Below are 18,505 nucleotides of genomic sequence, written 5' to 3' on the forward strand. Positions count from 1 at the left end.
GAGGATGGTTTTATCTGAAGACAATTTATTGGAGGGTGGCTACGAGGTTTTCGGTAAGTTCCCAACCGGGAATTATAGTATCATGCTCTTCCCAGTTAATAAGCAGTTGTTGGTTTCTGTACTGATCTTTTCTCCACCTTTGACCAGTTGCATTGGCTCCATGCTTTATGTCTACATTTGGAAGATCTGATTTCCATGTGTCGTGCTTAAACTGGTTTTTCCACTCAATTCTTCCGTGGGTGAAAGGCTCGTGGCCCATATGCCTAATAAATCTGTTAAATTCTTCTGTAGACAGTTCCCGTTCTTTTTCCTCAATTAACTTAAATCTCTCCCGATAGTGGGTCAGCGCTGCGTCTCTAAAAACACACATCCCAGAAAGTTGGTTTACATCGTAGTGCAGAGCGTGTCCATCGGGCATCCTCAAAAACCAGACGTTCTGATTAAAATAGAAGGTGTTCTCGTCTTCAGGTACAAAGTCAAAATGTGAAGGGTGATATAGAACGTCGTGTTCTGTGAAAAAGATTATGTCACTTTTGCTGTTTTCCAACGCTCCCAAGATTTCCTTATACATTGCCACATAGCCACGCTTCAGAGAAGGAAAGCGCACATTCTTAACCCCAAAGTCCATCTTCTTCAAAGAAGCACTGACAATACTTATCTTCTTATCCTTGCTTATTTTCTGTAATCTATCCCTCACAGGCTTGGCGATTTTCTCATCAAGCTGATTGTCGGTATAGTAAATTGCTCCTTTTGAGATGCCCCAATCCGGCGGATTAAACTTATCAAGTATCCACTGAAACTTACGAGTTGCCAAAGGCCAATTATCTTTTTGGAATAATTCCCGCGATAATTCCCGATTAGCATTGACTTTGTCTTGAGGGTTAGGATATGGGAAACCAAAGTCACCGCCGCGAGTGCGGAACATATGGGCATACCAAGTATCAATATTTGAAATAACCTGCCCGCCCGAGAGCCACATTTTACAAGCAACCTCGACGCCTTGTTGCCCCCAACTGTGGAAGTCCTCACTGCATATATCCAGCTCAAACCATTTTTCTTTTGTAATCATAAAACACGAGCCTTGTATACTCATTGTTTCCCTATAGTTAGGATTTCCATTAACCCCCTTTAGGTTTTCAGGGTCTTTTGCCAGTGCTCCATGGTATTGGAAGTGCATCGTCTTATCAAAGCGGAAAGTAAAAGTAAAAGGGCTTTTCTTGGGAATCCAGACAACATCTTTTGTAGTGGGTTTGCCACACGTTTCACAAGGACCGGAGGGGCTCTGGTAGCGCCTGTGGCCGTCTGGGCATACCCAGTCAAAGGCGTGGAGGTTACGCATACCGGGGATTATTACCGCATTGTCTCCTATATCCTCAAAAGCTTTAAGCATTTTGCGGTCAAAACCCTTGTCAAAAGCGACGTGGGCATCACACTTCATTAAGTATTTTCCTTTTGCAATCTTTGCGGCTTGGTTTGTTCCCGCCCGTTGGCCTACCGAAACAGGGTTATAAATTACGGTTACTTTGTCACTTACTGGCAGTGGAGGATTAGGCAAATAGCCATCTAAAATAGCGATAATTTCGGTGCTGGCCTCACTATTGTCGAGAATGTCCTGAATAGTCCGGGCTAAAAATTCTTCCTGCCTCGCGGGGATTAAGATGGAGAGATCCATTTTTTGTTCCTTTCGAGTAATGATCCGGTAATTTCCGGATCATAACCAACCGACTCAGCCCATGCTTTCCAAGCATAAACATCTTTTGGTATGCACTTTGAGTTCATTCCCCGGTTGTCCGGGTAAATCATCGTCCACCATAGGTTGAATCTGGGATCATCTCCATAAACCGCTTGAATTACAGTGTAGTAATCAACCCCTGCCTTCTCACATACATCATAAAGCTCTTGGCATTGTGCAACTTTAAAAGCAATTGCCCTGTTTTCACTAAGCTTAATAACTTCTGCTTCTTTACAAGTTACTTGTCTAATAGAAATGTTGGCATTATAAACAGTTGTATAAAGTTCGATTAACTTTTTTCTGGCTTTTGGCTTACCGCCAATAATTAAAAATGGTCTTGTTTTTGGGTCAAGTAGTGGATGTGCTGGAGTTTCACCTAAATATTCCGGTTGATACACCAAATCAATTCCCGGCAAATATGGCATATTATCACAATCACCAGGATTTAAAGTTGAACGAATAACAATAAGTGGACATTTACACCATTCAATAACCTCTTTAACTATAGAAACATCTAATCTACCTCCATCAATTAAAGGGGTTGGCACGCAAATAAAAGCTACGTCACTCTTATTTACTTCCTGTTTATCTTTTTCGCTGGCATGAGTGGGAATATACGGGTCATAAATAGCCGCATCTGGGAAAAGTTCATTCATTGCACCACCGACCCAACCCATACCAATAATTCCTACATTAGTCATGCAAATTCCCTTCGTGTAGTCCAACTATCTTGTCTGCCTCAAATAGCGCCCTAGCCCTCGCGAGTAAATCTTTATTGTGCGGTCTTGGATATTTATCCGGGCCAATATCGTAGAACTTAACTTTCGACTTATATTCTTCTGGAATCAAAGAAAGAAGTCTTTCTTCAGGAACGGTAATTACGTCTGCCCATTCAAATAGCATCCTCAAGGTTTCAGGTGAGTGATATTTCAATCCGGCAGTCAAAGTCTCGAAACCTTCAACGTATTTTAAAAGCCACGCCATAGTTACCGATCTATTGTTTCCATGTTCGCAAACACACAAAATATGCTTTTTAGATTGCATAATACAATTTAACTCCTTTTGTAAACTTTCCTTTATTTATCATTCAAAATGGTTCTCCTCAACCCCTCTTCCAAGCTCACCTTTGGTTCCCAGCCTAATACTATTCGAGCTTTCCTAATATCAGCCAATGTCTGAGACGGTTCGTATTGTGCGGGGTTAGGGGTGGGCTCAATTTCTTTCCCCATAAGCTTACGGATAGTCGCAAGTAGCTCATTGATAGAATTGTTTGTGCCCGAACCACAATTAAATATCTCCCCATGAACATCCGACTGTGCCATCAACATAAGTAGCTCTACTATGTCGTCAATATAAATAAAGTCTCTTCTTTGCTCGCCGTCTCCAAACTTTACAAAAGGAATGTCTTTTTTGAGAGCATTAATGTAAGTGGCAACCGCACTTGTATAAATTCCTTCAACTGGCATCCGAGTTCCGTATGCGTTAAAAGGCCGAATAGCGTTAAATTCTAATCCGTATAGTTTCTCGAATAACTGGCAATATTGCTCCCCAATTAGCTTGGAAAGAGCATAGGCATTCATCGGGTTAGGCTTCACGTCTTCCGGCGTAGGATATAGTTCCTGCTCTCCATAAAGATTAGAGCTGGACATAAAAACTACTCTTTTAACCTTGTTGTCACGACAATGTTCTAAAACTTTTACAGTACCATTTACATTTACCTGGTCCGTTTCCGAAGCGTGTTCAATTGACCACTGTGGGCGGGTAAGGGCTGCTAAGTGGAAGACCACATCAACTCCTTTAAATAAACGGCCAACGTCGCCCAGAATGTCAGTGTCATAAACGGTCAGTCGCGGGTCGTCTGGCAGATTCGCATACTTACCATGAGAAAAATCATCAACAATGGTTATCTCGGTTCCATGTCCATCAATAACCGCAACCTCGCTGTCTTCTTTAAGCAGTCGGTCAACCAAATGACTGCCAATAAATCCCGCTCCTCCGGTGACTAAATATTTCATAATAGTTTTTTAATTGCGTGTGCGAACCTTAAATGTTCATTTTCCAATTTCTCAAAGTCCCGATCTTTGCCAAAAATTTCGAATTCATAAGTTTTTATTCCTATAAATTTTGCGTATGCTAATGCCTCTACAATATTCGCGGAAGTTCCACTACAAGAAATTGTTATAAATAAATCCTCTCTATCGGCATAAATTTCTAATTGCTTGCTAAAGACTTGATCGTACCCAAAATCGTTAGCGATCATGGTCATAATCGAAGTGTTGCTGCTCAAATTAATTGCCTTAATTCCTTTAGAAAATAAGTCGTTAGTAAAATGCTCGGCATTGGCTGAACTGCCGCCATTACCACAAATAAAAACAAGTCGCGCTTTTTTAATCTGTTCAATCAGTTCCTTCATTTTTGTATGTTAAAAATCACCTTGCTACCGTCTTTTGACAGATTAAATGGAAGCTCCCGAAGCCCTAACGCCTTTCTAACAGCTTCTTTTTTCTCAGGTGGTACTACTAGAAGCAAAAACCCTCCACCACCGGCTCCGACAATCTTTCCGCCTAATGCCCCTGCCAATAAGGCTTTGTAATAAGTCCGTTCGATAAAATCGTTAGTAACAGATTTATTAAGCTGTTTTTTTAGTTGCCAGTACTCATCAAGAAGACTACCAAAATGTAAAGGATTATTTAAGGCATCAACTCCTTTGTAGGCAAGCTCCTTATTTAAATCAAGTATTTTTTTCTTAAATTGTGTATTTTTAAGTATTTTTTCTGATTTTCTTGTAATTCCAGTGTAAAAAAGCATAAAGTAGTTATTAGTTTCAGTACTTAGAGAGAATCTCAAAACGTTTTTACCAAATTCAAAAAAGTTTAATCCGCCAAAACCTATCGCATATTGGTCCTGATACCCGATAGGTTTCTTAAGAATGTCTATCTCTATTTGGCAGGCCTCCTCCACCAACTGTCTTGCCGCTACGCTTCCCCCTTTGTAGTTATGCAAGGCATTTAGCACTCCAACTGTTACAGCGCTGCTCGACCCTAATCCTGATCCTTCGCTAGGAATATCAGATAAAAAAGTAATTTCGATGCCTTTATCTACTCCCACCAACTTCATCGCTTCCCTGACTAAATCGTGTTTGATGTCATCAACCTTATTTACCTTTTCTTTAACGGAATAGTTAATATAAATCATGTCGTCAAAGCGTTCTTTAACAATTACATAAACATATTTATCAATCGTGGTAGTTAAAACCGCGCCACCATACTTTTTAAAGTATTTTGGGAAATCAGTATTGCCACCTAAAAGCGAGATTCTGAGAGGAGTCTGGGTAACTATCATGCTTCTTTAACCCTTTCTCTTAAACCAGATGTGTGTATATCTAGTGAATCTATATAAATTATCGGTATACCCATATCAGTTATTTTTTTATCACCATTCTTGTAATCTGATCCTAAAAACCTTATATCTATGTTGAAAATTTGCGCTAAAAAGGGTAACTCATTTTCTTTTTCATAAACGATAACCCGGTCAACATACCTACAACCCCATAGCTTTAATTGTCTTTCTAGAATCGTTTCAATAGGCTTATTTTTGTAAGGTTTTTGATAGCTAGGGTCAACATGAAGACCGACAATCAATTCATCACAATATTTTTTACACTCTCTTAATAGGTGTATATGCCCAGCGTGGAGAAGGTCAAAAGATCCGCAAACAAAACCTTTAACTTCACCAACGGTTTTTTTCATTTATCCAACTCCTTCTTCTGTAAAGTACAAATTATTTGATTGTACCTACTCTCACCGCCATTATTTATAAATTGAATCTGAAAGCCAAAATCTTTTAAGTCAAACGTCTCTGTGTTGTTAGTAAAAATGCCATCTTGTTTGGCGTTCCAGTGGTGCAAATATCCTGTTGAAAGTTGATCGAGCGCACAATTTATATAAACCCAGCCACCAACCTTGCATACACGGATCATTTCTTTGACTGATTCTTTGGCATTTTTAGTATGATCTAAGGCATTAAGGCAGTGAACAATATCAAAAAAACCATCTGGGTATGTTAATTTCTCCATATTCTGCTGTTCTACTGAAATAACAGAAGTTAATTGGCGCTTTCCCCAATACTCACTAAAATCTTGCTTATCACAATGATAAATCTCAACTTTGATTCCAGGTAAATATGATCCAATCATGGAGAATGGGCCGGAACCTACGTCGACTATTTTAACTTCTTTTTTATCCCCAATCAGGGGTAAGAGATAATCTACAAGTGGTAAAGGTTTATTGAATTTTATATAAGCTTTAGTCATTGTTTAAAGAACATCCAACAAGGTACTAGTCTTCCTCCTCCTCTAAATTCAAAAAGTGGCGCTATATGGTTTTCTTCTGTGTATTCTTGAACGGCTTGAATTACTCCATAGTTTCTAGTTGGATCTTCTTTGTAGTCGTGGCCGGCAACAATTCCTCCTGGTTTAACTTTTTTAGTCCATTCGGTAATATCTTCTAAAACGTATTCGTAAGAGTGGTTGCCGTCTATGAAAACGAAATCATAAAAATTATCTGGTATGTGTTTGACAACCTCCATGCTTGTATTCCTGTCTATATGACAATCGTAAGAAGCTACTCTTTGCAAAGCTTCTTTATAGATTTGTTCCATTTCCTCTTGACTGTGAATTTCTTCGCCTTCTGTATATGCCAAATAAGGGTCAACACAAAGCAGATCTAACCCCGGTATCCCCTCTAAAAGTTGTTGTGCGTATTTACCATGATCCGTACCTATTTCAACACCAACCTTAGCCCCTCGCTCGGCAAGCATCTGTATAAACTCACGCCTCCTGCTAAAATGGTTTATTTGTAATTGGGTCATTTTTAGGTTTTACGATAAACCAGCTTCTGTAGCGGTCTCTTTTGAGCCCTTTGTCCGTTGGAGTAACTAGGAACACTGGTAATAGGTGATAAGCCGTTGTGTAGGCATTGACGACCTTCTGGACGTGGTTAAATTTGCGTGAAGGGTAGCGGACGTAGTCGTGGCCTGAAAGAATACCGCCGGGGCGTATTTTTTTCAGCCAGTAGTGAATGTCTTGGGCTACATTTAGAAAATCATGGTTGCCGTCAATGTAAACAAAATCTTGTGAGTTATTCCCAACTACCTTGACTACTTCCATTGAAGGTTCTCGAATAATATGGCACTTGCTGTCGTAAGGTTTAAGCCGTTCTACTGTTTCCTCATACCTTTTATCAAAAAATTCCTGATTCTCACCTGACTCTGGCTGTTGACCGAGTTCATAAGCCTCAGCCATCCAAGGATCTATACATAAAAGGGTTAAGTCAGGTACGGTTTTCATAAGAACTTCTGCATATTCTCCCTGGTCTGTACCAATTTCTACGCCTTCTTTAAATCCTAGCTCAGCAAATAAATGAGCTAAGCCTACTGCCCCTATCAGTTCTGGAATTTCAATGAAGTATTGGTTCGCAACAGTGATTTTGTATTTTTTTACTATGTAATCCAAAGTATCTACTCCCATAGATCCTCCAAGCCTTGAAAATTAGAAAGCACTGTGGCGTGCCTATCGTCTTTATCCCAAACCCGCTTGTGCTTAAATAAAGGGTAAATCTCAGAATAGTGGTAGTTCTTTTCGTGCCTCTCGTTAGAGTCGTGGGCAATAATGTATTTAGCCTTGTTGGCAAGTTTTTTAATTGTCTCTTTTCTGGAATCGTCAGGCGTCTGGTCAACCAAAACAACGTCCCACTGTTTATCTATTAAGGGTGACTCTTCGTAAACGTCAACCAGTTCTAGCTTGTGGTACTTGTTCTCGTACAAAAAGTGCATGAAGTCTGAGGTTTTGAATGTTTTTAACCAGCCGGGGTCGTTTTCAAGGGATAGCAGGTTTCGTTTGCCAATAGTGCAGGCGTAGTGGAGATAAGGAGTAGACCCCAATCCTATTCCAAGCTCCAATATATCTCCATCAGTTTTATTAACACACGCTATCAATGCTCCTAAGTGGGTAAAATACGAGCCACTGTACGGTTTAGCCATTTTGCTCCCTCCATTCTTGTAATTTTTCTCTCCAATCAGGATCCCACGTCGGCATTGGCATAAATTTATCTACAAACCACTCGAATTTAGGGTGTTTTAACCAGTATTCAGCCGTTAAGTTATAGGTTCGCTCGGTTGCTACTTTATCTTCTGGATAACCTCTATCTTTAGAATCTTGGTGTAAATGTGCGTACCAAGTCTTTTTATTAACCATGACCTTACCGCCTTCAACCCAGTTCTTTAAGGCAATCCACAATGGCTCTTGCCCATGACCGTATGGATCAGTAATTGGGAATCCACCTAACTCAAAAAACCTGTCTTTGGTCATAAACCAGCCAGAGCCATGAATTTGTGGGGTTTCATCAATAAAGAAACTATCTATACCTTCTTTAGTATTAACAATCCCAAACTTTCCATTACCAAATTTTCTCTCCTCTGTTCTCTCTGGCCAGTGACCACCAGCCTTAAATCTTAAACCTCTTTTATCTGTAAACGGACAACTAAGATAAAAGTAGTCATAAAACCTATCATCCTGCCATTCCCACGTTTCGCCATTCAAAACATAGAATCTTGGAGTAACCACCCAATCATCTTGCATATCAGCCTGTAGAATCTCGTCAAAGCCCTTACCAAAGGCACAATGGGCGTCTGACTTATAAATGTATTTACCAGTAGCTAGCGCTGCGAGTGAGTTTATATTTGTTTTGATACCTACATTTACAGGAAATCTAATTATTTTTAAATTTGGGAATAAATCTTTTGGAATATCATTAAAAGGTTCTCCATTTAAACCAACTATAACTTCACATTCACCCGTAGCGTTTTCATAAATACTTTTAAGAGTCCTGAAAATATTTATGTCTTTCTCTCCACAACTAGGTATAATAATACTTACTTTAGCCATTTTTCAGTCAACCTTAGTAAAAATCCTGCAATCAAACCCATTAAAGCTATATCTATATAGCTGAATCTTTTTTGTGTAAGAAATTTAATCATTGTACCCATCCCATCTCCTTTATCTGTTCTTTCCAGTCAGCTGGCCATGAAGGCATACCCGGAAACTTCTCGTCAATAAACCAAGCAAAGTCGTGTGTTCTGCCTTCCCACCTATCATTTAGCCAATACTCGGCGCTCCAACTGTCCGCTTCCACATTACCCCCCGGCATTTTGTAAAATCTTCCATACTGCTTACCTTTGTGTAAATGTGCGTAGAAAGTTTTTTTACTGATGATTAGCTTTCCCCCACTCAACCAGCACTTAAACCCAATTTCTTGTGCTTCCTGTGCAAATTGACCGTATCCTGTTGCATCCATCAGGTTTAACTTGTCGAAATACTCTCTAGTCATAAACCAACAACTCCCTTGCATTGATGGACTCTCTACCAAATCTTGATCTTTGGTTTGATTTCTACGCTCTCTCCATTCAACGCCATGAGTGCCATCATCATTTGCTTTACCTTTACGAGGAAAGTCCTGATACATTTGAACAATCGGGTACTTATCATCCGTGCGTTCTTCAATTTTCCAGTCCTCCGCATTTAGAGCATATCGCTGAGGCACTTGCACCCAATCAGGCTGATGGTCTTTTTTAAGAATTTCATCAAAACCTTCACCGAACATTACATGGTCATCGCACTTTATAATAAATTCTCCTTTAGACATGGCCACAGCTTTATTTATTCCAGCACGCATACCTATAGGTGAATCCCCATGTATATAATGAACTCTTGCATCCTCTGAGAGAGGCTCGGGCCATTTTTGCTCTACGTTTACAATTACTTCTATGTCCCCCTTAGCCTTATCAAGAATGTCGGTAATAGTCTGAGAACAAAAGGGACTGTTATAATTCGGGATGATTACACTTAGTTTTCCTTTAATTTGTTTTTGCATCTATTACCACCATCCAATCCTCTCCTTCTAAATCTCCTTGCGAAACAGACCATGTATGAAAAGCCCCTTTGGTAAATATCGTCAACCATTCGCCTTTTAAGAATCCGTAGTCTTTATTCCCCCAGGAGATTCTTGCTACTTTCTTCCCGTTAATAACCTCACGCATAGCATCCGGGAATGACATTGTTATTGATTCTCCTTGGTTTCTCGGAATTGGCGTTAATGATTCGGGTAATGTTTGTTTATCCATCATTCTCATCCCTCACTGAAGCTGAAGCGCTTACATCTTTGGCTTTTAAGTCTTGAATGTATTTATCTATAGCCCTGCGGATATGCTCAGATTCGTTGCCGGGGAGTTCTTTTAAAGATTTGAGTTGATCTTCTCTTAAATAGTGGGCAGTCCTGACCATGTGCCAATGATGCACATGAATTTTTATTTTAAGTCAATAAGGGAAATTTAAAGAAGTGCTATATAAGAAACATCATCACCATTATTATCTGTAATCATATAAAGAAGATTTAAGTTTGGTATTTCAATCCAATCCGTATCTTGCCCTGCGTCAAGTTCAAACCCCGCAGTTGTATTAGTTTCTGTACCTGGCACAGTTACACCCGCACCGCCAAGATAGACGTTACCGGAATTGCTTGCTAAGGCTCTAAATTTAACTTTAGAACAGGCAATATCCGGCATTTGGGCGGCTGTTGTTCCTCCCTGTATCTCTCCTGATATTACTGATGTGTAAAAGTTTGCCATTATGGGAATGATATTGATGCACTTGGACTTGGGCTTCCTGATGGCGAAGTTGATGCTGACGGACTGTAAGACGGACTTACCGAGCGTGAAGCGCTGGCAGATGGGCTTGGACTTCCCGATGGCGACAAGGACGCGCTAGCTGATTTAGAAGCGCTTCCTGACGGACTCTTTGAAGCCGATCCAGATCTCGAGGCTGACGCACTTGCTGATTTCGATGCACTAGCACTGGCAGAAGCCGAAGCGCTGGCAGAAGCCGAAGCGCTGGCACTAGCAGATGCTGATGTTGACGGACTAAGGGAAGGTGAAGAACTAGCAGACGCCGAGGTAGACTGCGACAAAGAAGGGCTAGACGATGCCGATGCCGACGTTGAAGGGCTAAGTGAAGGCGAAGAACTTGCCGATGCTGACTTAGATGCGCTACCACTGACCGAAGTAGATGGAGATAGTGATGCCGAAGGACTAGACGACTTACTGACAGAACTAGATGGGCTGGCGCTTTTAGATGCCGACTTAGAAGCTGAGCTTGATGGACTCAAAGAGAAGGACGCTGAGAGAGAAGGACTCAAAGATGTTGATGGCGAAGCAACTGCACTCATTACCGCTGTCCAGATAGCAGCAGTAGATGTACCTGTGTTCCTGTATACATTTCCACCGGTTTTATCAAGATCGTAAAACACTGCACCCGTTTTAAAACCGGAATCTCCGGTAGGCAAAGTATCACCTTCTGCTTCTAAGATATTATCTGTTGAAGCGTGAGCATTTGGATTTTGAGGATCTGTAACCCTATCTGTGTCCCACCTTAATACTCTGTTATTCCTGTAAGGCTCAAGCGCTGTTAAAAAGTTAGCTTCCCCAGTTGTCCTTTGAGCACTGGCAATCGCCTCAACCCTTGTGAGTTCGTCCCTTGTTTCTCTTGGTAAATCTAATTTATTTTTGAATACTGCCATTTTTCCCTCTAAAAAAAGCCTATTCTCCAAACCTAATGCTCTTTCATATAGCTTTAGGCTTTAAGCTTTAGGCTTGTGCTACTTATTTACTGTCCTACTTTAGCTTTAGAATTTCCAGAATCCTAATGCCGCTTGGTGTCTGTTAATATCTTTTACTTTAGCTCCGTATACGAATAGGTCTTTGTAGGCTGTACCAAAGTCCCCAATTAAATCTTCTTCCATTCGGGCATCAAGTACCTTTTCAGCAAATGTCATCCAATTCTGGTGTCCGGCTAGAAGATAATATCCGGCTGTATTGTCTCCGTTAAGCCTGTTACTCATAAAGAGTTTGAAGCCTTGTAGTGTACCCATGAAACCTTTTTTGACTAAATCTTGATATGCTTCGTCTACATGAAGGACTACTCCGGTTCCTTGAGTTAATATTGTGAAGAACTCAGGAGGCGCGATTAGGAATCTGTCTGTGTCTGGTACTGCTGAATAACCATCTTTCTCTGCTAGATTCAATCTCTGAGCTAGAGTAGCTACTTTATTAAGAATATTTGCCGCTGTAATAGTAAGGACTGTTGTGGCTTGGATTGTGTAAGTTGCTGTTGCCGCGATTGCTCCGCCTGTGTAGACTGATGTAACATCATCAAGGTCATCTTCAATGATAATGTCAGTTGTTGAGTTGAAAGTCTTAACTCTGTACCAAGACGTATGTCCGTCTGCTTTGAATGGTCTTCCAACCATTGCCGATGTAAAGGTCGTTCCATCTCCTGTTACTTGCCCCGTGGTTACATCAACTGTAACCGTTCCGGTTGTTTCATCAGTTCCAACCCAATTTCCGCCTCCAACATCTCCATAAAGATCAAAGACAAAATTATCCATATTCAATGATCTTTCATTACCAACCTGTTCTACGATATAAGGATGTGGATTCTTAATGTAAGAAAGCCATTTTGCAAGAGTTTTCTCTTTCCAGTAGAAAGATTTGTATGTATCAATTATTAGCTGACCATTGTTTTCTGTTAGGGAGTCTGCGGTAAGTGCCGCGTCTGCGTAAGTTTTCTCGGAGAGTTTGCCAAAGTCGAGGATATTGAGCTTAGAACCTATACCATTAATTTCTCCTTCGTAGTTTCTATTAGTTACTTCACCAAGCAAATCTCGGTCATACACAAACTGCATGACTTTGCTTGAAAAACCTTCGGCTAATTTTGTTCCGTATGCTGACATTTCGGTAAAAGTGTTTTTTTAACCTTTACCGTCTCTTGCGAGGTTTGGAAGTTATCTAGTTTTAAGTATGAAAAGGAATTTTATTTGATGTCTAGGGGGCAAAATGAAGCTATAAATCGGATTCTATCAATCCAGCACTAAGCTTTTCTTTCCATAAGTTGTAGTTTGACTCCCTTAATTTGCGTCCTTCTTCCAAAGTTAGTTTCCCATTTTTGGGTTGCGGTTTATCATTTGGCCCACCGCTTCCCTTTTCAAACATCCGTCCTTTGTTGTTTGGTTTATTTGTCGAATGGTCATGCAAAAAAGCAGATGTTAATATTTTAAACGGTACGCTATTGTTCTCTTCCTTTGTCGCGAACTCTTTAAATTCCTCAGTTTTCCCTTCCAAATCAGGGTTATCAATCAAAGTTTTGGGGTCATCTACAAAGGTTTCTACCGATTCATTCCACTTTTCGATCTTAGTGGCCTGCGCTTTGGCGTCTGATATTACCTTTCTCCAACTTCGTGAAACAACCGTCTCTTTAGCAAGAGTTTTCTCAATATCACTCATTACGTCCCAATCTGGGAACTCTTTTACCAGTTCTTCTTCGGTAGGCTCTGGGATTTCATCAGCGTCAGTTAATGCCTTGTTAATTACCCTATTTTTAGCGTATATTTTCTGGTTTTCGCGGGCAGAGGCGGAGGATTTCTTTTTTTCGTCCTCTAATTTCTTTTTTAAAGCTTCTTTTTCTTCTTCGGAGGGTTCGGCTTGCTCTTCTTCCTCTTTCGGCTCTTCTTCCGGCGCTTCAGGTTCGGGGACTACTTCCGGCTCTGGGGTCTCTTCTTTTTCTTCGTCTTGTGGGATTTGCTGTCTGCCTTCTAACTCTTCAGCGGCTTTAATAGCCTCTTCTTCTTTGGCTTTTAATTCTTCGGCAGACGGCTTATTTTGATTTGGCATTTTTCTTTACCGTCTCCGACTCTTCGGAGGTTTGGTCTTTAGCTTTTGGAGCTTTTGGATTGAGAACGCTGTCGTATTCTTCCAATTGTGCTTTCTTGAGGTAAGAACGCCTTGCCCTTAAAAACCCTATCTCGCTGGCATTTAAGGCTTCCGGCTCTTTGGTAAGGATTTTGTCTAAGTATTCTTGGGATCGTGGATCCATATTGTTAAGGGTAAAGATGAATTTTATTTAAAGTCAACTATTTCTTCTTTTTCCTCTTTGCTTTTGCCGCGGCTTTGTACCCCGCTTTAGTATATGGAAAATGCTTTACTTTACCTTTAACTTTTACTTTGGGCATACTTATCACCCTCTTCCAATGTTTCCAACCATCTCATCTAATGCTTCTTGGGCTTTTTGGGGAGACTGTAGGAAGGATCCAAGTAAAAGATAGTTCTCGAGTCTCGCCTGTAGTTTAGTTAATTTGGGATTTTCGACCTTAAAAATAAATATTCTAATGAAGGCTGGTTCTTTTGAGATTTCCCGTGCAACCGCGTCTTTCATCTCGGTTACATAGTCCCTTAGTTTTTCAGGGGTGAGTTGAGACTTTTGCACAATCTCAAGCATTTTAAAATAGGTCTCTTTCTCGCTGGCGTTAAGAGTGTCTATGTTTATACCTTGGTCTTCCAGTTTGTCGGTTACGCTCATGCTTGAAATTGTATTGGCGGTTGTTGTTGTGGTTGTCCTGGCGCTCCGGGTGGCATAGGCGGAGCCATCAAGCCTTGTGCTATCATCTGTGCCTTTTGCTCTTCAAACTGGATAATCTCGGCTATCTCATCGGGTTTGAGGTCAGCAAGCTCAAGCGCTTTTCTTTGCATAACTTCCAAAAGCTTAGGATTACCGGGCATCAAATTCAAGGCAGATACCATCTTATTTAGTGAATCGGTATCGTTGGCCTTCTTCTCGTCCTGACTCCAAACTTTTACCCTATAACCAGCTTTTGTCATCCAGTCTTTGGGGCTTATCTCTCTTTCAAATACATCACTGGTGTTTTTACCCTCTTTGTAAATCTTGACCGCATCGAGTTTGTCTTTTGCCGCCTCAATCAATTTCAAGAACTTGGTCGCTCTTTGCTCCCATGCGCGGGTGTAAAACTTGCTCATGCCCTGTGTTCTTGCCTTTGCCTCACCTTGAGCTAGTTGTACTTCGCCAAGCGTAGTTTGCCCTTTGGTTTCTATCCCTTGTTGCGTGGTGGTTGCTCCTGTTGCTTTTTCGGTCATACCAACCACATAATCCATCTCGTCTATTGACTCGGAAAGGTCAGGAATATCTACCTTTTGAAGCACGTCTGAAGGCTTGCCGGGGACCGGATACCAGCCCCAAGGTACAGGATTAAAAGTTGAAGGTATAAACCCATCAGCTTTAAGCGAGGAGTCGTAGTAGTGCATACCGAAGTTGCGAAGTGTCCTGTTTTCAACAAGCTGTGAGAACCAAGAATTTAAGACTTTATTAGGAACCCGTACAATATCAGCGATCCCATCAGTCCAAAAGTCCTGCTTATCAATGTCATCGCCCCAAGTGTTGTACCTAAAATGGTTTCTCCAATAGTGATCTTGAGTAGTGCCGATTATCTCTTCTTGGGGTTTTTTCATTAAAATTGTCTGTTCTTCCGCCTCAACAAATACAAATATCTGGTCGGGGACAGTTTTTTTGTCTATCTTCTCGCCTTCCCTGAAAACAAAGTGCATAGTTAGCTCGACATAGGTTTCGCCAAGCACCGGGTCTTCAGTATCTGTTACTCCCATGTCGGCTAGCTTCTTATTCTTCTGTTGTAGGGAATTTTCGTTGTCTTTGGCTTTTATAATTCCAAGTTGGGATTCAAAGAACTGTTCTAACTTTTTAACTTCTTCCTGGTCATAGTCATGGTTGTTTTTGAGGCTTGAAAGGGGTCTGAAGATATGTGTGTGGATTAGAAATCGTGACGAGTCAATATCATAAGGATTCATGAACCTGTCAACTAAAATGTCTTCGGGGTCTTCAATGTCAAATACAATCCGTCCATCTTCTACCTGCCACGAATCAAAAGAGCGCCCAAAGAAAAAGTCCTGCTTTTTGTCTACAATGTCCTGGATCGTTGCGTTGTTTTGCTCAAGTGTCCACTTCCAGTACTCATTTTGGAATACCTCGGCTTGTTTATCGTTATCTAAGTTCTCAAATTCAATAACAGGCATATCGTCAACGTCTTTAAGAAGTGTGCGAAGGGTGGTTTTCATCAAGGGAAGATTGACGCTCTGCCGTTGGGTTAGTCGGTTGATGGTTACTTTATCGCGGTAGAGTTCGTAGTTTTCGCGCCAGTCCTCTTCACGCCTTTCGCGGTAGTTAAACCCCGTCTCTTTATTATTTAGAAGCATCATTAAAGTTAGATTATCTAGTTCTTCGGCCATAATCAAAGGTTAAAGTCCATTTTTATCGCAACGCAAGTTACCATTCAACGCCGCCGGGGTTGTTGTCTTGTGGCGTTGAAATGCCGTCTACTTCGGGGTAATAAGGTTTGACACCGCCTGGATCGCTAGGTTCCCACTTAACAGTTCCTTTGCCTGATGATATTGCATACCGAATGCCATCCATGTGGTGGTTCCAAATATCACTTGGTTCGTTGGTAGTTTTTCCTTCCCTGTCTATCTTCCAAAGATAATTTCTATATTCTTTTAGGGTATTAACACTTCTTTTGGTTATAAATATCTTCTGATCTTGGACTAATTGAATACCCTGATTAACAGAGTCCTTGCCTTTGGTACTCGGGAAAATAGGTACTCCGAAGCTGGCAATCTCATCAATGCTTTTGGGTTCTGCTGAATCGGCAATAACCGAACCTCTGTCTAAGTTGAGGAACAATTCGGATATTTGCCTGTTTGATAATCCCTTTTGGTGAATTACTTCATCAATGACATAAGAATCGTTCCATTTGTAAATTGCATCGGCGGCACTTGGATCGATACTGTAGCCAAAATCCAAGCCATACTTCTCAAGTCTTGCCTCCTCAGGTACTTGGTCTATGATTTTCCAGCCTGTATAAATGCGTCCCTCAAGTTCTCCTAGCTGACCTAACCCATATACTTGCCACCACGCGCGGTTATTTCTATGTGATTCAATCTCAGCAACTGTAATAGGGTCTAAAGCCTCATTATCTTTGTAAGTTAAGGTAATAAAGTCAACATCTTCCCTAACGCCAAGTATTTCTGTGTAAAACCAAAACTCTGCTGTGGGGTTCCAATCAAGCCAGACAATCTCTCTTGTCCTGACCATTAACTGGTCAACAATGTTGTAAGCCATATTGTTACCCTCATTAACAAACAACACGTCACGTCTTGCGCCGTGAGCCTTAGAATATGTATCAAACGTAGCAAACTCTAATCTATTACCTGTCTCAAATGTATAAACGTGCTTAGTGTCGTGCCACAGACTATCTTTCCAATACCCCCTATCTTTCATTATGTTTTGGAAATCAATCATTGCCCCCTTTTGCAGATGCGGATAAGACTCGGAAGTTACTGTTGCTAATTTGTTTACATTCCTTGAAGACTGACAATAATCAATTAACCAAATTAGTATTGACATGGTTTTGGAAGCGGCAGTACCTCCGGCAACGGCTCTTATTCTCTTTCTTAACTCGAATATCTTATGAGTTGCCGTGGTATCAACAATATTATTTTTCTGTAGATTTTGATCCATAAATAGGGGTTGGTAGGTCTTTGTCGTTCGTAGTCGTATCAGTTCTTTCCTTCATGCCGTGGTTATTCTGCAAGAGCAGTTTGACGATTGTTGAGTTAACCTCTTTACCACCATAAATTCCGTCATCAATTAACTGCTTTGCCTGTATAGCCATAAGTTTTCTTAAAGCGGCGGAAAACTGCGGATATTTTTTGCCCCATTCGACCAAAGTGTCGCCATCGACATCAAGCCACAGCGCGAAACCTTGCATTGTAGGTAATGACGTTTGCTCTCTTCCTGTGGTTTCTAGATATTTGTTCAATTCGTCCACAAAAGAAGGGTCGTATTTTGTCGGTCTAGCCATTCAATGCCTTTCTAAGCCCCTTAATAACACTGACTCTCTCGTTTCTGTTTTTAACTTTGTAGCCTCTTTTCAAACGATTCACGTCAACCTTCATAACCTTTGCCGTCTTTCTTAGTAATTTATTAACTTTCCCGCTCATATACTCCTCAGTTGTACATAAGAGCTCCTGTTGCCGTTTTTTCCGCTCGGATCAACACCGCGCCGTATATAGCCCTTTAATAAAAGAATCTTGATAGCGTAGATGGTTGTGGGATCAATAATGCCTTCAGCTCTCATCGCGTTAATAATTTCCATATAAGGAACTGGTGTTTTTTCTGTCTTTACCCATTGCATAACAAATCTCATCACCTTCGTTTGTGGCTCGTTTATCTCGCTTAGGTTTACGTAGACAGTTTGCATTTTGTCCAACAAAAAAGCGGCACTTCCAACCATTTCTGATTAGAAATACCGCTATGGTGTGATCTCCCGTTAAGGCTCTACACTAATTTCGGTTGTTATTTAATTTTTTTATCCCCGAGTTTCTCTTTTAAACCGAGTAAAAACGCTGTCATGGTAATCTCAAAACTAACTTTAACACTGCTACCCATTTTGTCAACTATAAGCTCCGCGGGTATCTTAGTCTTCCCGTCTGGAATAAATGATTGAGCAGGTGTTCTTTTCATCTACTTACCTCTCCAAAATCTCACCCGAATAATAATTTGTTAATCTTGAAAACTTTGGCAAACTCATCTTGGGCTTGATTTTTGTCCTGCTTTATATGCTTCTCTTTTTTCTTTTTTATGGTTTTTTATTAAAATATCCATTGTTCTTGAATGTTGTACTCTTTGTAGGTCAAGACTATGTTCAATTTCCTTGCCAATATATGCCTCTAATTGGTTAATTAAGTCATTGTAAAACTTAGTTGTCGGATAAATCTCGTACTCGTCGGGGTTATCCAGCATCT

General features: G+C 40.7%; 27 protein-coding genes. All 27 read right to left on the minus strand.

Annotation, left to right across the window (positions count from 1 at the left end; genetic code table 11):
- Window positions 1-25: 25 nt before the first annotated feature.
- Complete coding sequence (locus NUV69_00520) at window positions 26-1,672, minus strand: glycosyltransferase (GenBank protein MCR4324159.1); 1,647 nt, start codon at window positions 1,670-1,672, stop codon at window positions 26-28.
- A complete protein-coding gene (locus NUV69_00525; protein ID MCR4324160.1) occupies window positions 1,654-2,433 on the minus strand; it encodes a hypothetical protein in 780 nt (259 codons plus the stop codon). Before NUV69_00525 ends, NUV69_00520 begins: the two co-directional genes overlap by 19 nt.
- Window positions 2,426-2,776: a hypothetical protein gene (locus tag NUV69_00530; protein ID MCR4324161.1), complete on the minus strand. Its 351-nt coding sequence runs from the start codon at window positions 2,774-2,776 to the stop codon at window positions 2,426-2,428. The genes NUV69_00525 and NUV69_00530 overlap by 8 nt, the downstream gene beginning before the upstream one ends.
- Window positions 2,777-2,808: 32 nt before the next feature.
- A complete protein-coding gene (locus tag NUV69_00535) occupies window positions 2,809-3,747 on the minus strand; it encodes an NAD-dependent epimerase/dehydratase family protein (GenBank protein MCR4324162.1) in 939 nt (312 codons plus the stop codon).
- Window positions 3,744-4,145, minus strand: coding sequence for an SIS domain-containing protein (locus NUV69_00540; GenBank protein MCR4324163.1), 402 nt, complete (start codon window positions 4,143-4,145; stop codon window positions 3,744-3,746). The genes NUV69_00535 and NUV69_00540 overlap by 4 nt, the downstream gene beginning before the upstream one ends.
- Window positions 4,142-5,074 (minus strand): GHMP kinase, encoded by a 933-nt coding sequence (locus NUV69_00545; GenBank protein ID MCR4324164.1) that lies wholly within the window; start codon window positions 5,072-5,074, stop codon window positions 4,142-4,144. The genes NUV69_00540 and NUV69_00545 overlap by 4 nt, the downstream gene beginning before the upstream one ends.
- Entirely contained in the window at window positions 5,071-5,481 is a 411-nt protein-coding gene (locus tag NUV69_00550) for an adenylyltransferase/cytidyltransferase family protein (protein MCR4324165.1), read from the minus strand. The genes NUV69_00545 and NUV69_00550 overlap by 4 nt, the downstream gene beginning before the upstream one ends.
- A complete protein-coding gene (locus NUV69_00555) occupies window positions 5,478-6,044 on the minus strand; it encodes a class I SAM-dependent methyltransferase (protein ID MCR4324166.1) in 567 nt (188 codons plus the stop codon). Before NUV69_00555 ends, NUV69_00550 begins: the two co-directional genes overlap by 4 nt.
- Window positions 6,041-6,550, minus strand: a complete 510-nt coding sequence (locus NUV69_00560; protein MCR4324167.1) for a class I SAM-dependent methyltransferase — start codon at window positions 6,548-6,550, stop codon at window positions 6,041-6,043. The genes NUV69_00555 and NUV69_00560 overlap by 4 nt, the downstream gene beginning before the upstream one ends.
- A 22-nt stretch (window positions 6,551-6,572) precedes the next feature.
- Complete coding sequence (locus NUV69_00565; GenBank protein MCR4324168.1) at window positions 6,573-7,259, minus strand: class I SAM-dependent methyltransferase; 687 nt, start codon at window positions 7,257-7,259, stop codon at window positions 6,573-6,575.
- Window positions 7,250-7,771: a hypothetical protein gene (locus NUV69_00570; GenBank protein MCR4324169.1), complete on the minus strand. Its 522-nt coding sequence runs from the start codon at window positions 7,769-7,771 to the stop codon at window positions 7,250-7,252. Before NUV69_00570 ends, NUV69_00565 begins: the two co-directional genes overlap by 10 nt.
- Window positions 7,764-8,675 (minus strand): glycosyltransferase, encoded by a 912-nt coding sequence (locus NUV69_00575; protein ID MCR4324170.1) that lies wholly within the window; start codon window positions 8,673-8,675, stop codon window positions 7,764-7,766. Before NUV69_00575 ends, NUV69_00570 begins: the two co-directional genes overlap by 8 nt.
- 88 nt (window positions 8,676-8,763) lie before the next feature.
- Window positions 8,764-9,660: a glycosyltransferase gene (locus NUV69_00580; GenBank protein MCR4324171.1), complete on the minus strand. Its 897-nt coding sequence runs from the start codon at window positions 9,658-9,660 to the stop codon at window positions 8,764-8,766.
- Window positions 9,644-9,910, minus strand: a complete 267-nt coding sequence (locus NUV69_00585; protein ID MCR4324172.1) for a DUF2829 domain-containing protein — start codon at window positions 9,908-9,910, stop codon at window positions 9,644-9,646. The genes NUV69_00580 and NUV69_00585 overlap by 17 nt, the downstream gene beginning before the upstream one ends.
- Window positions 9,903-10,070 carry a hypothetical protein gene (locus tag NUV69_00590; protein MCR4324173.1) on the minus strand — a complete coding sequence of 56 codons (168 nt, stop codon included), beginning with the start codon at window positions 10,068-10,070 and terminating at the stop codon, window positions 9,903-9,905. Before NUV69_00590 ends, NUV69_00585 begins: the two co-directional genes overlap by 8 nt.
- 47 nt (window positions 10,071-10,117) lie before the next feature.
- Complete coding sequence (locus NUV69_00595; GenBank protein MCR4324174.1) at window positions 10,118-10,414, minus strand: hypothetical protein; 297 nt, start codon at window positions 10,412-10,414, stop codon at window positions 10,118-10,120.
- Window positions 10,414-11,361 carry a hypothetical protein gene (locus NUV69_00600; GenBank protein ID MCR4324175.1) on the minus strand — a complete coding sequence of 316 codons (948 nt, stop codon included), beginning with the start codon at window positions 11,359-11,361 and terminating at the stop codon, window positions 10,414-10,416. Before NUV69_00600 ends, NUV69_00595 begins: the two co-directional genes overlap by 1 nt.
- A gap of 105 nt (window positions 11,362-11,466) precedes the next feature.
- Window positions 11,467-12,573 carry a hypothetical protein gene (locus NUV69_00605; protein ID MCR4324176.1) on the minus strand — a complete coding sequence of 369 codons (1,107 nt, stop codon included), beginning with the start codon at window positions 12,571-12,573 and terminating at the stop codon, window positions 11,467-11,469.
- 109 nt (window positions 12,574-12,682) lie between these two features.
- Entirely contained in the window at window positions 12,683-13,510 is an 828-nt protein-coding gene (locus tag NUV69_00610) for a hypothetical protein (protein ID MCR4324177.1), read from the minus strand.
- Window positions 13,494-13,712, minus strand: coding sequence for a hypothetical protein (locus NUV69_00615; protein MCR4324178.1), 219 nt, complete (start codon window positions 13,710-13,712; stop codon window positions 13,494-13,496). Before NUV69_00615 ends, NUV69_00610 begins: the two co-directional genes overlap by 17 nt.
- A gap of 141 nt (window positions 13,713-13,853) precedes the next feature.
- Window positions 13,854-14,195 (minus strand): hypothetical protein, encoded by a 342-nt coding sequence (locus NUV69_00620; GenBank protein ID MCR4324179.1) that lies wholly within the window; start codon window positions 14,193-14,195, stop codon window positions 13,854-13,856.
- Window positions 14,192-15,931 (minus strand): hypothetical protein, encoded by a 1,740-nt coding sequence (locus NUV69_00625; protein ID MCR4324180.1) that lies wholly within the window; start codon window positions 15,929-15,931, stop codon window positions 14,192-14,194. The genes NUV69_00620 and NUV69_00625 overlap by 4 nt, the downstream gene beginning before the upstream one ends.
- 37 nt (window positions 15,932-15,968) lie before the next feature.
- On the minus strand, window positions 15,969-17,219 hold the full coding sequence (locus tag NUV69_00630) for a terminase large subunit (protein MCR4324181.1): 1,251 nt from the start codon (window positions 17,217-17,219) through the stop codon (window positions 15,969-15,971).
- Entirely contained in the window at window positions 17,194-17,562 is a 369-nt protein-coding gene (locus NUV69_00635) for a DNA-packaging protein (protein ID MCR4324182.1), read from the minus strand. The genes NUV69_00630 and NUV69_00635 overlap by 26 nt, the downstream gene beginning before the upstream one ends.
- 135 nt (window positions 17,563-17,697) lie before the next feature.
- A complete protein-coding gene (locus NUV69_00640) occupies window positions 17,698-17,994 on the minus strand; it encodes a hypothetical protein (protein MCR4324183.1) in 297 nt (98 codons plus the stop codon).
- Window positions 17,995-18,056: 62 nt separating this feature from the next.
- The gene (locus tag NUV69_00645) at window positions 18,057-18,224 is read right to left on the minus strand and encodes a hypothetical protein (GenBank protein ID MCR4324184.1); all 168 of its coding nucleotides are present in this window, start codon (window positions 18,222-18,224) and stop codon (window positions 18,057-18,059) included.
- Between the two features lie 63 nt (window positions 18,225-18,287).
- Window positions 18,288-18,505, minus strand: a 218-nt coding sequence (locus tag NUV69_00650; protein MCR4324185.1) for a hypothetical protein, incomplete at its 5' end; no start/stop codon positions are given.

The organism is Candidatus Curtissbacteria bacterium (assembly GCA_024654445.1).
Lineage (GTDB): Bacteria > Patescibacteriota > Microgenomatia > Curtissbacterales > GWA2-41-24 > JANLHP01.

Excerpts from the sequence above, each read along its gene's own strand:
- NUV69_00520 (MCR4324159.1), bottom strand. The coding sequence starts at position 1,672 with ATGGATCTCTCCATCTTAATCCCCGCGAGGCAGGAAGAATTTTTAGCC.
- NUV69_00525 (MCR4324160.1), bottom strand. The coding sequence starts at position 2,433 with ATGACTAATGTAGGAATTATTGGTATGGGTTGGGTCGGTGGTGCAATG.
- NUV69_00530 (MCR4324161.1), bottom strand. The coding sequence starts at position 2,776 with ATGCAATCTAAAAAGCATATTTTGTGTGTTTGCGAACATGGAAACAAT.
- NUV69_00535 (MCR4324162.1), bottom strand. The coding sequence starts at position 3,747 with ATGAAATATTTAGTCACCGGAGGAGCGGGATTTATTGGCAGTCATTTG.
- NUV69_00540 (MCR4324163.1), bottom strand. The coding sequence starts at position 4,145 with ATGAAGGAACTGATTGAACAGATTAAAAAAGCGCGACTTGTTTTTATT.
- NUV69_00545 (MCR4324164.1), bottom strand. The coding sequence starts at position 5,074 with ATGATAGTTACCCAGACTCCTCTCAGAATCTCGCTTTTAGGTGGCAAT.
- NUV69_00550 (MCR4324165.1), bottom strand. The coding sequence starts at position 5,481 with ATGAAAAAAACCGTTGGTGAAGTTAAAGGTTTTGTTTGCGGATCTTTT.
- NUV69_00555 (MCR4324166.1), bottom strand. The coding sequence starts at position 6,044 with ATGACTAAAGCTTATATAAAATTCAATAAACCTTTACCACTTGTAGAT.
- NUV69_00560 (MCR4324167.1), bottom strand. The coding sequence starts at position 6,550 with ATGCTTGCCGAGCGAGGGGCTAAGGTTGGTGTTGAAATAGGTACGGAT.
- NUV69_00565 (MCR4324168.1), bottom strand. The coding sequence starts at position 7,259 with ATGGGAGTAGATACTTTGGATTACATAGTAAAAAAATACAAAATCACT.
- NUV69_00570 (MCR4324169.1), bottom strand. The coding sequence starts at position 7,771 with ATGGCTAAACCGTACAGTGGCTCGTATTTTACCCACTTAGGAGCATTG.
- NUV69_00575 (MCR4324170.1), bottom strand. The coding sequence starts at position 8,675 with ATGGCTAAAGTAAGTATTATTATACCTAGTTGTGGAGAGAAAGACATA.
- NUV69_00580 (MCR4324171.1), bottom strand. The coding sequence starts at position 9,660 with ATGCAAAAACAAATTAAAGGAAAACTAAGTGTAATCATCCCGAATTAT.
- NUV69_00585 (MCR4324172.1), bottom strand. The coding sequence starts at position 9,910 with ATGGATAAACAAACATTACCCGAATCATTAACGCCAATTCCGAGAAAC.
- NUV69_00590 (MCR4324173.1), bottom strand. The coding sequence starts at position 10,070 with ATGGTCAGGACTGCCCACTATTTAAGAGAAGATCAACTCAAATCTTTA.
- NUV69_00595 (MCR4324174.1), bottom strand. The coding sequence starts at position 10,414 with ATGGCAAACTTTTACACATCAGTAATATCAGGAGAGATACAGGGAGGA.
- NUV69_00600 (MCR4324175.1), bottom strand. The coding sequence starts at position 11,361 with ATGGCAGTATTCAAAAATAAATTAGATTTACCAAGAGAAACAAGGGAC.
- NUV69_00605 (MCR4324176.1), bottom strand. The coding sequence starts at position 12,573 with ATGTCAGCATACGGAACAAAATTAGCCGAAGGTTTTTCAAGCAAAGTC.
- NUV69_00610 (MCR4324177.1), bottom strand. The coding sequence starts at position 13,510 with ATGCCAAATCAAAATAAGCCGTCTGCCGAAGAATTAAAAGCCAAAGAA.
- NUV69_00615 (MCR4324178.1), bottom strand. The coding sequence starts at position 13,712 with ATGGATCCACGATCCCAAGAATACTTAGACAAAATCCTTACCAAAGAG.
- NUV69_00620 (MCR4324179.1), bottom strand. The coding sequence starts at position 14,195 with ATGAGCGTAACCGACAAACTGGAAGACCAAGGTATAAACATAGACACT.
- NUV69_00625 (MCR4324180.1), bottom strand. The coding sequence starts at position 15,931 with ATGGCCGAAGAACTAGATAATCTAACTTTAATGATGCTTCTAAATAAT.
- NUV69_00630 (MCR4324181.1), bottom strand. The coding sequence starts at position 17,219 with ATGGATCAAAATCTACAGAAAAATAATATTGTTGATACCACGGCAACT.
- NUV69_00635 (MCR4324182.1), bottom strand. The coding sequence starts at position 17,562 with ATGGCTAGACCGACAAAATACGACCCTTCTTTTGTGGACGAATTGAAC.
- NUV69_00640 (MCR4324183.1), bottom strand. The coding sequence starts at position 17,994 with ATGGTTGGAAGTGCCGCTTTTTTGTTGGACAAAATGCAAACTGTCTAC.
- NUV69_00645 (MCR4324184.1), bottom strand. The coding sequence starts at position 18,224 with ATGAAAAGAACACCTGCTCAATCATTTATTCCAGACGGGAAGACTAAG.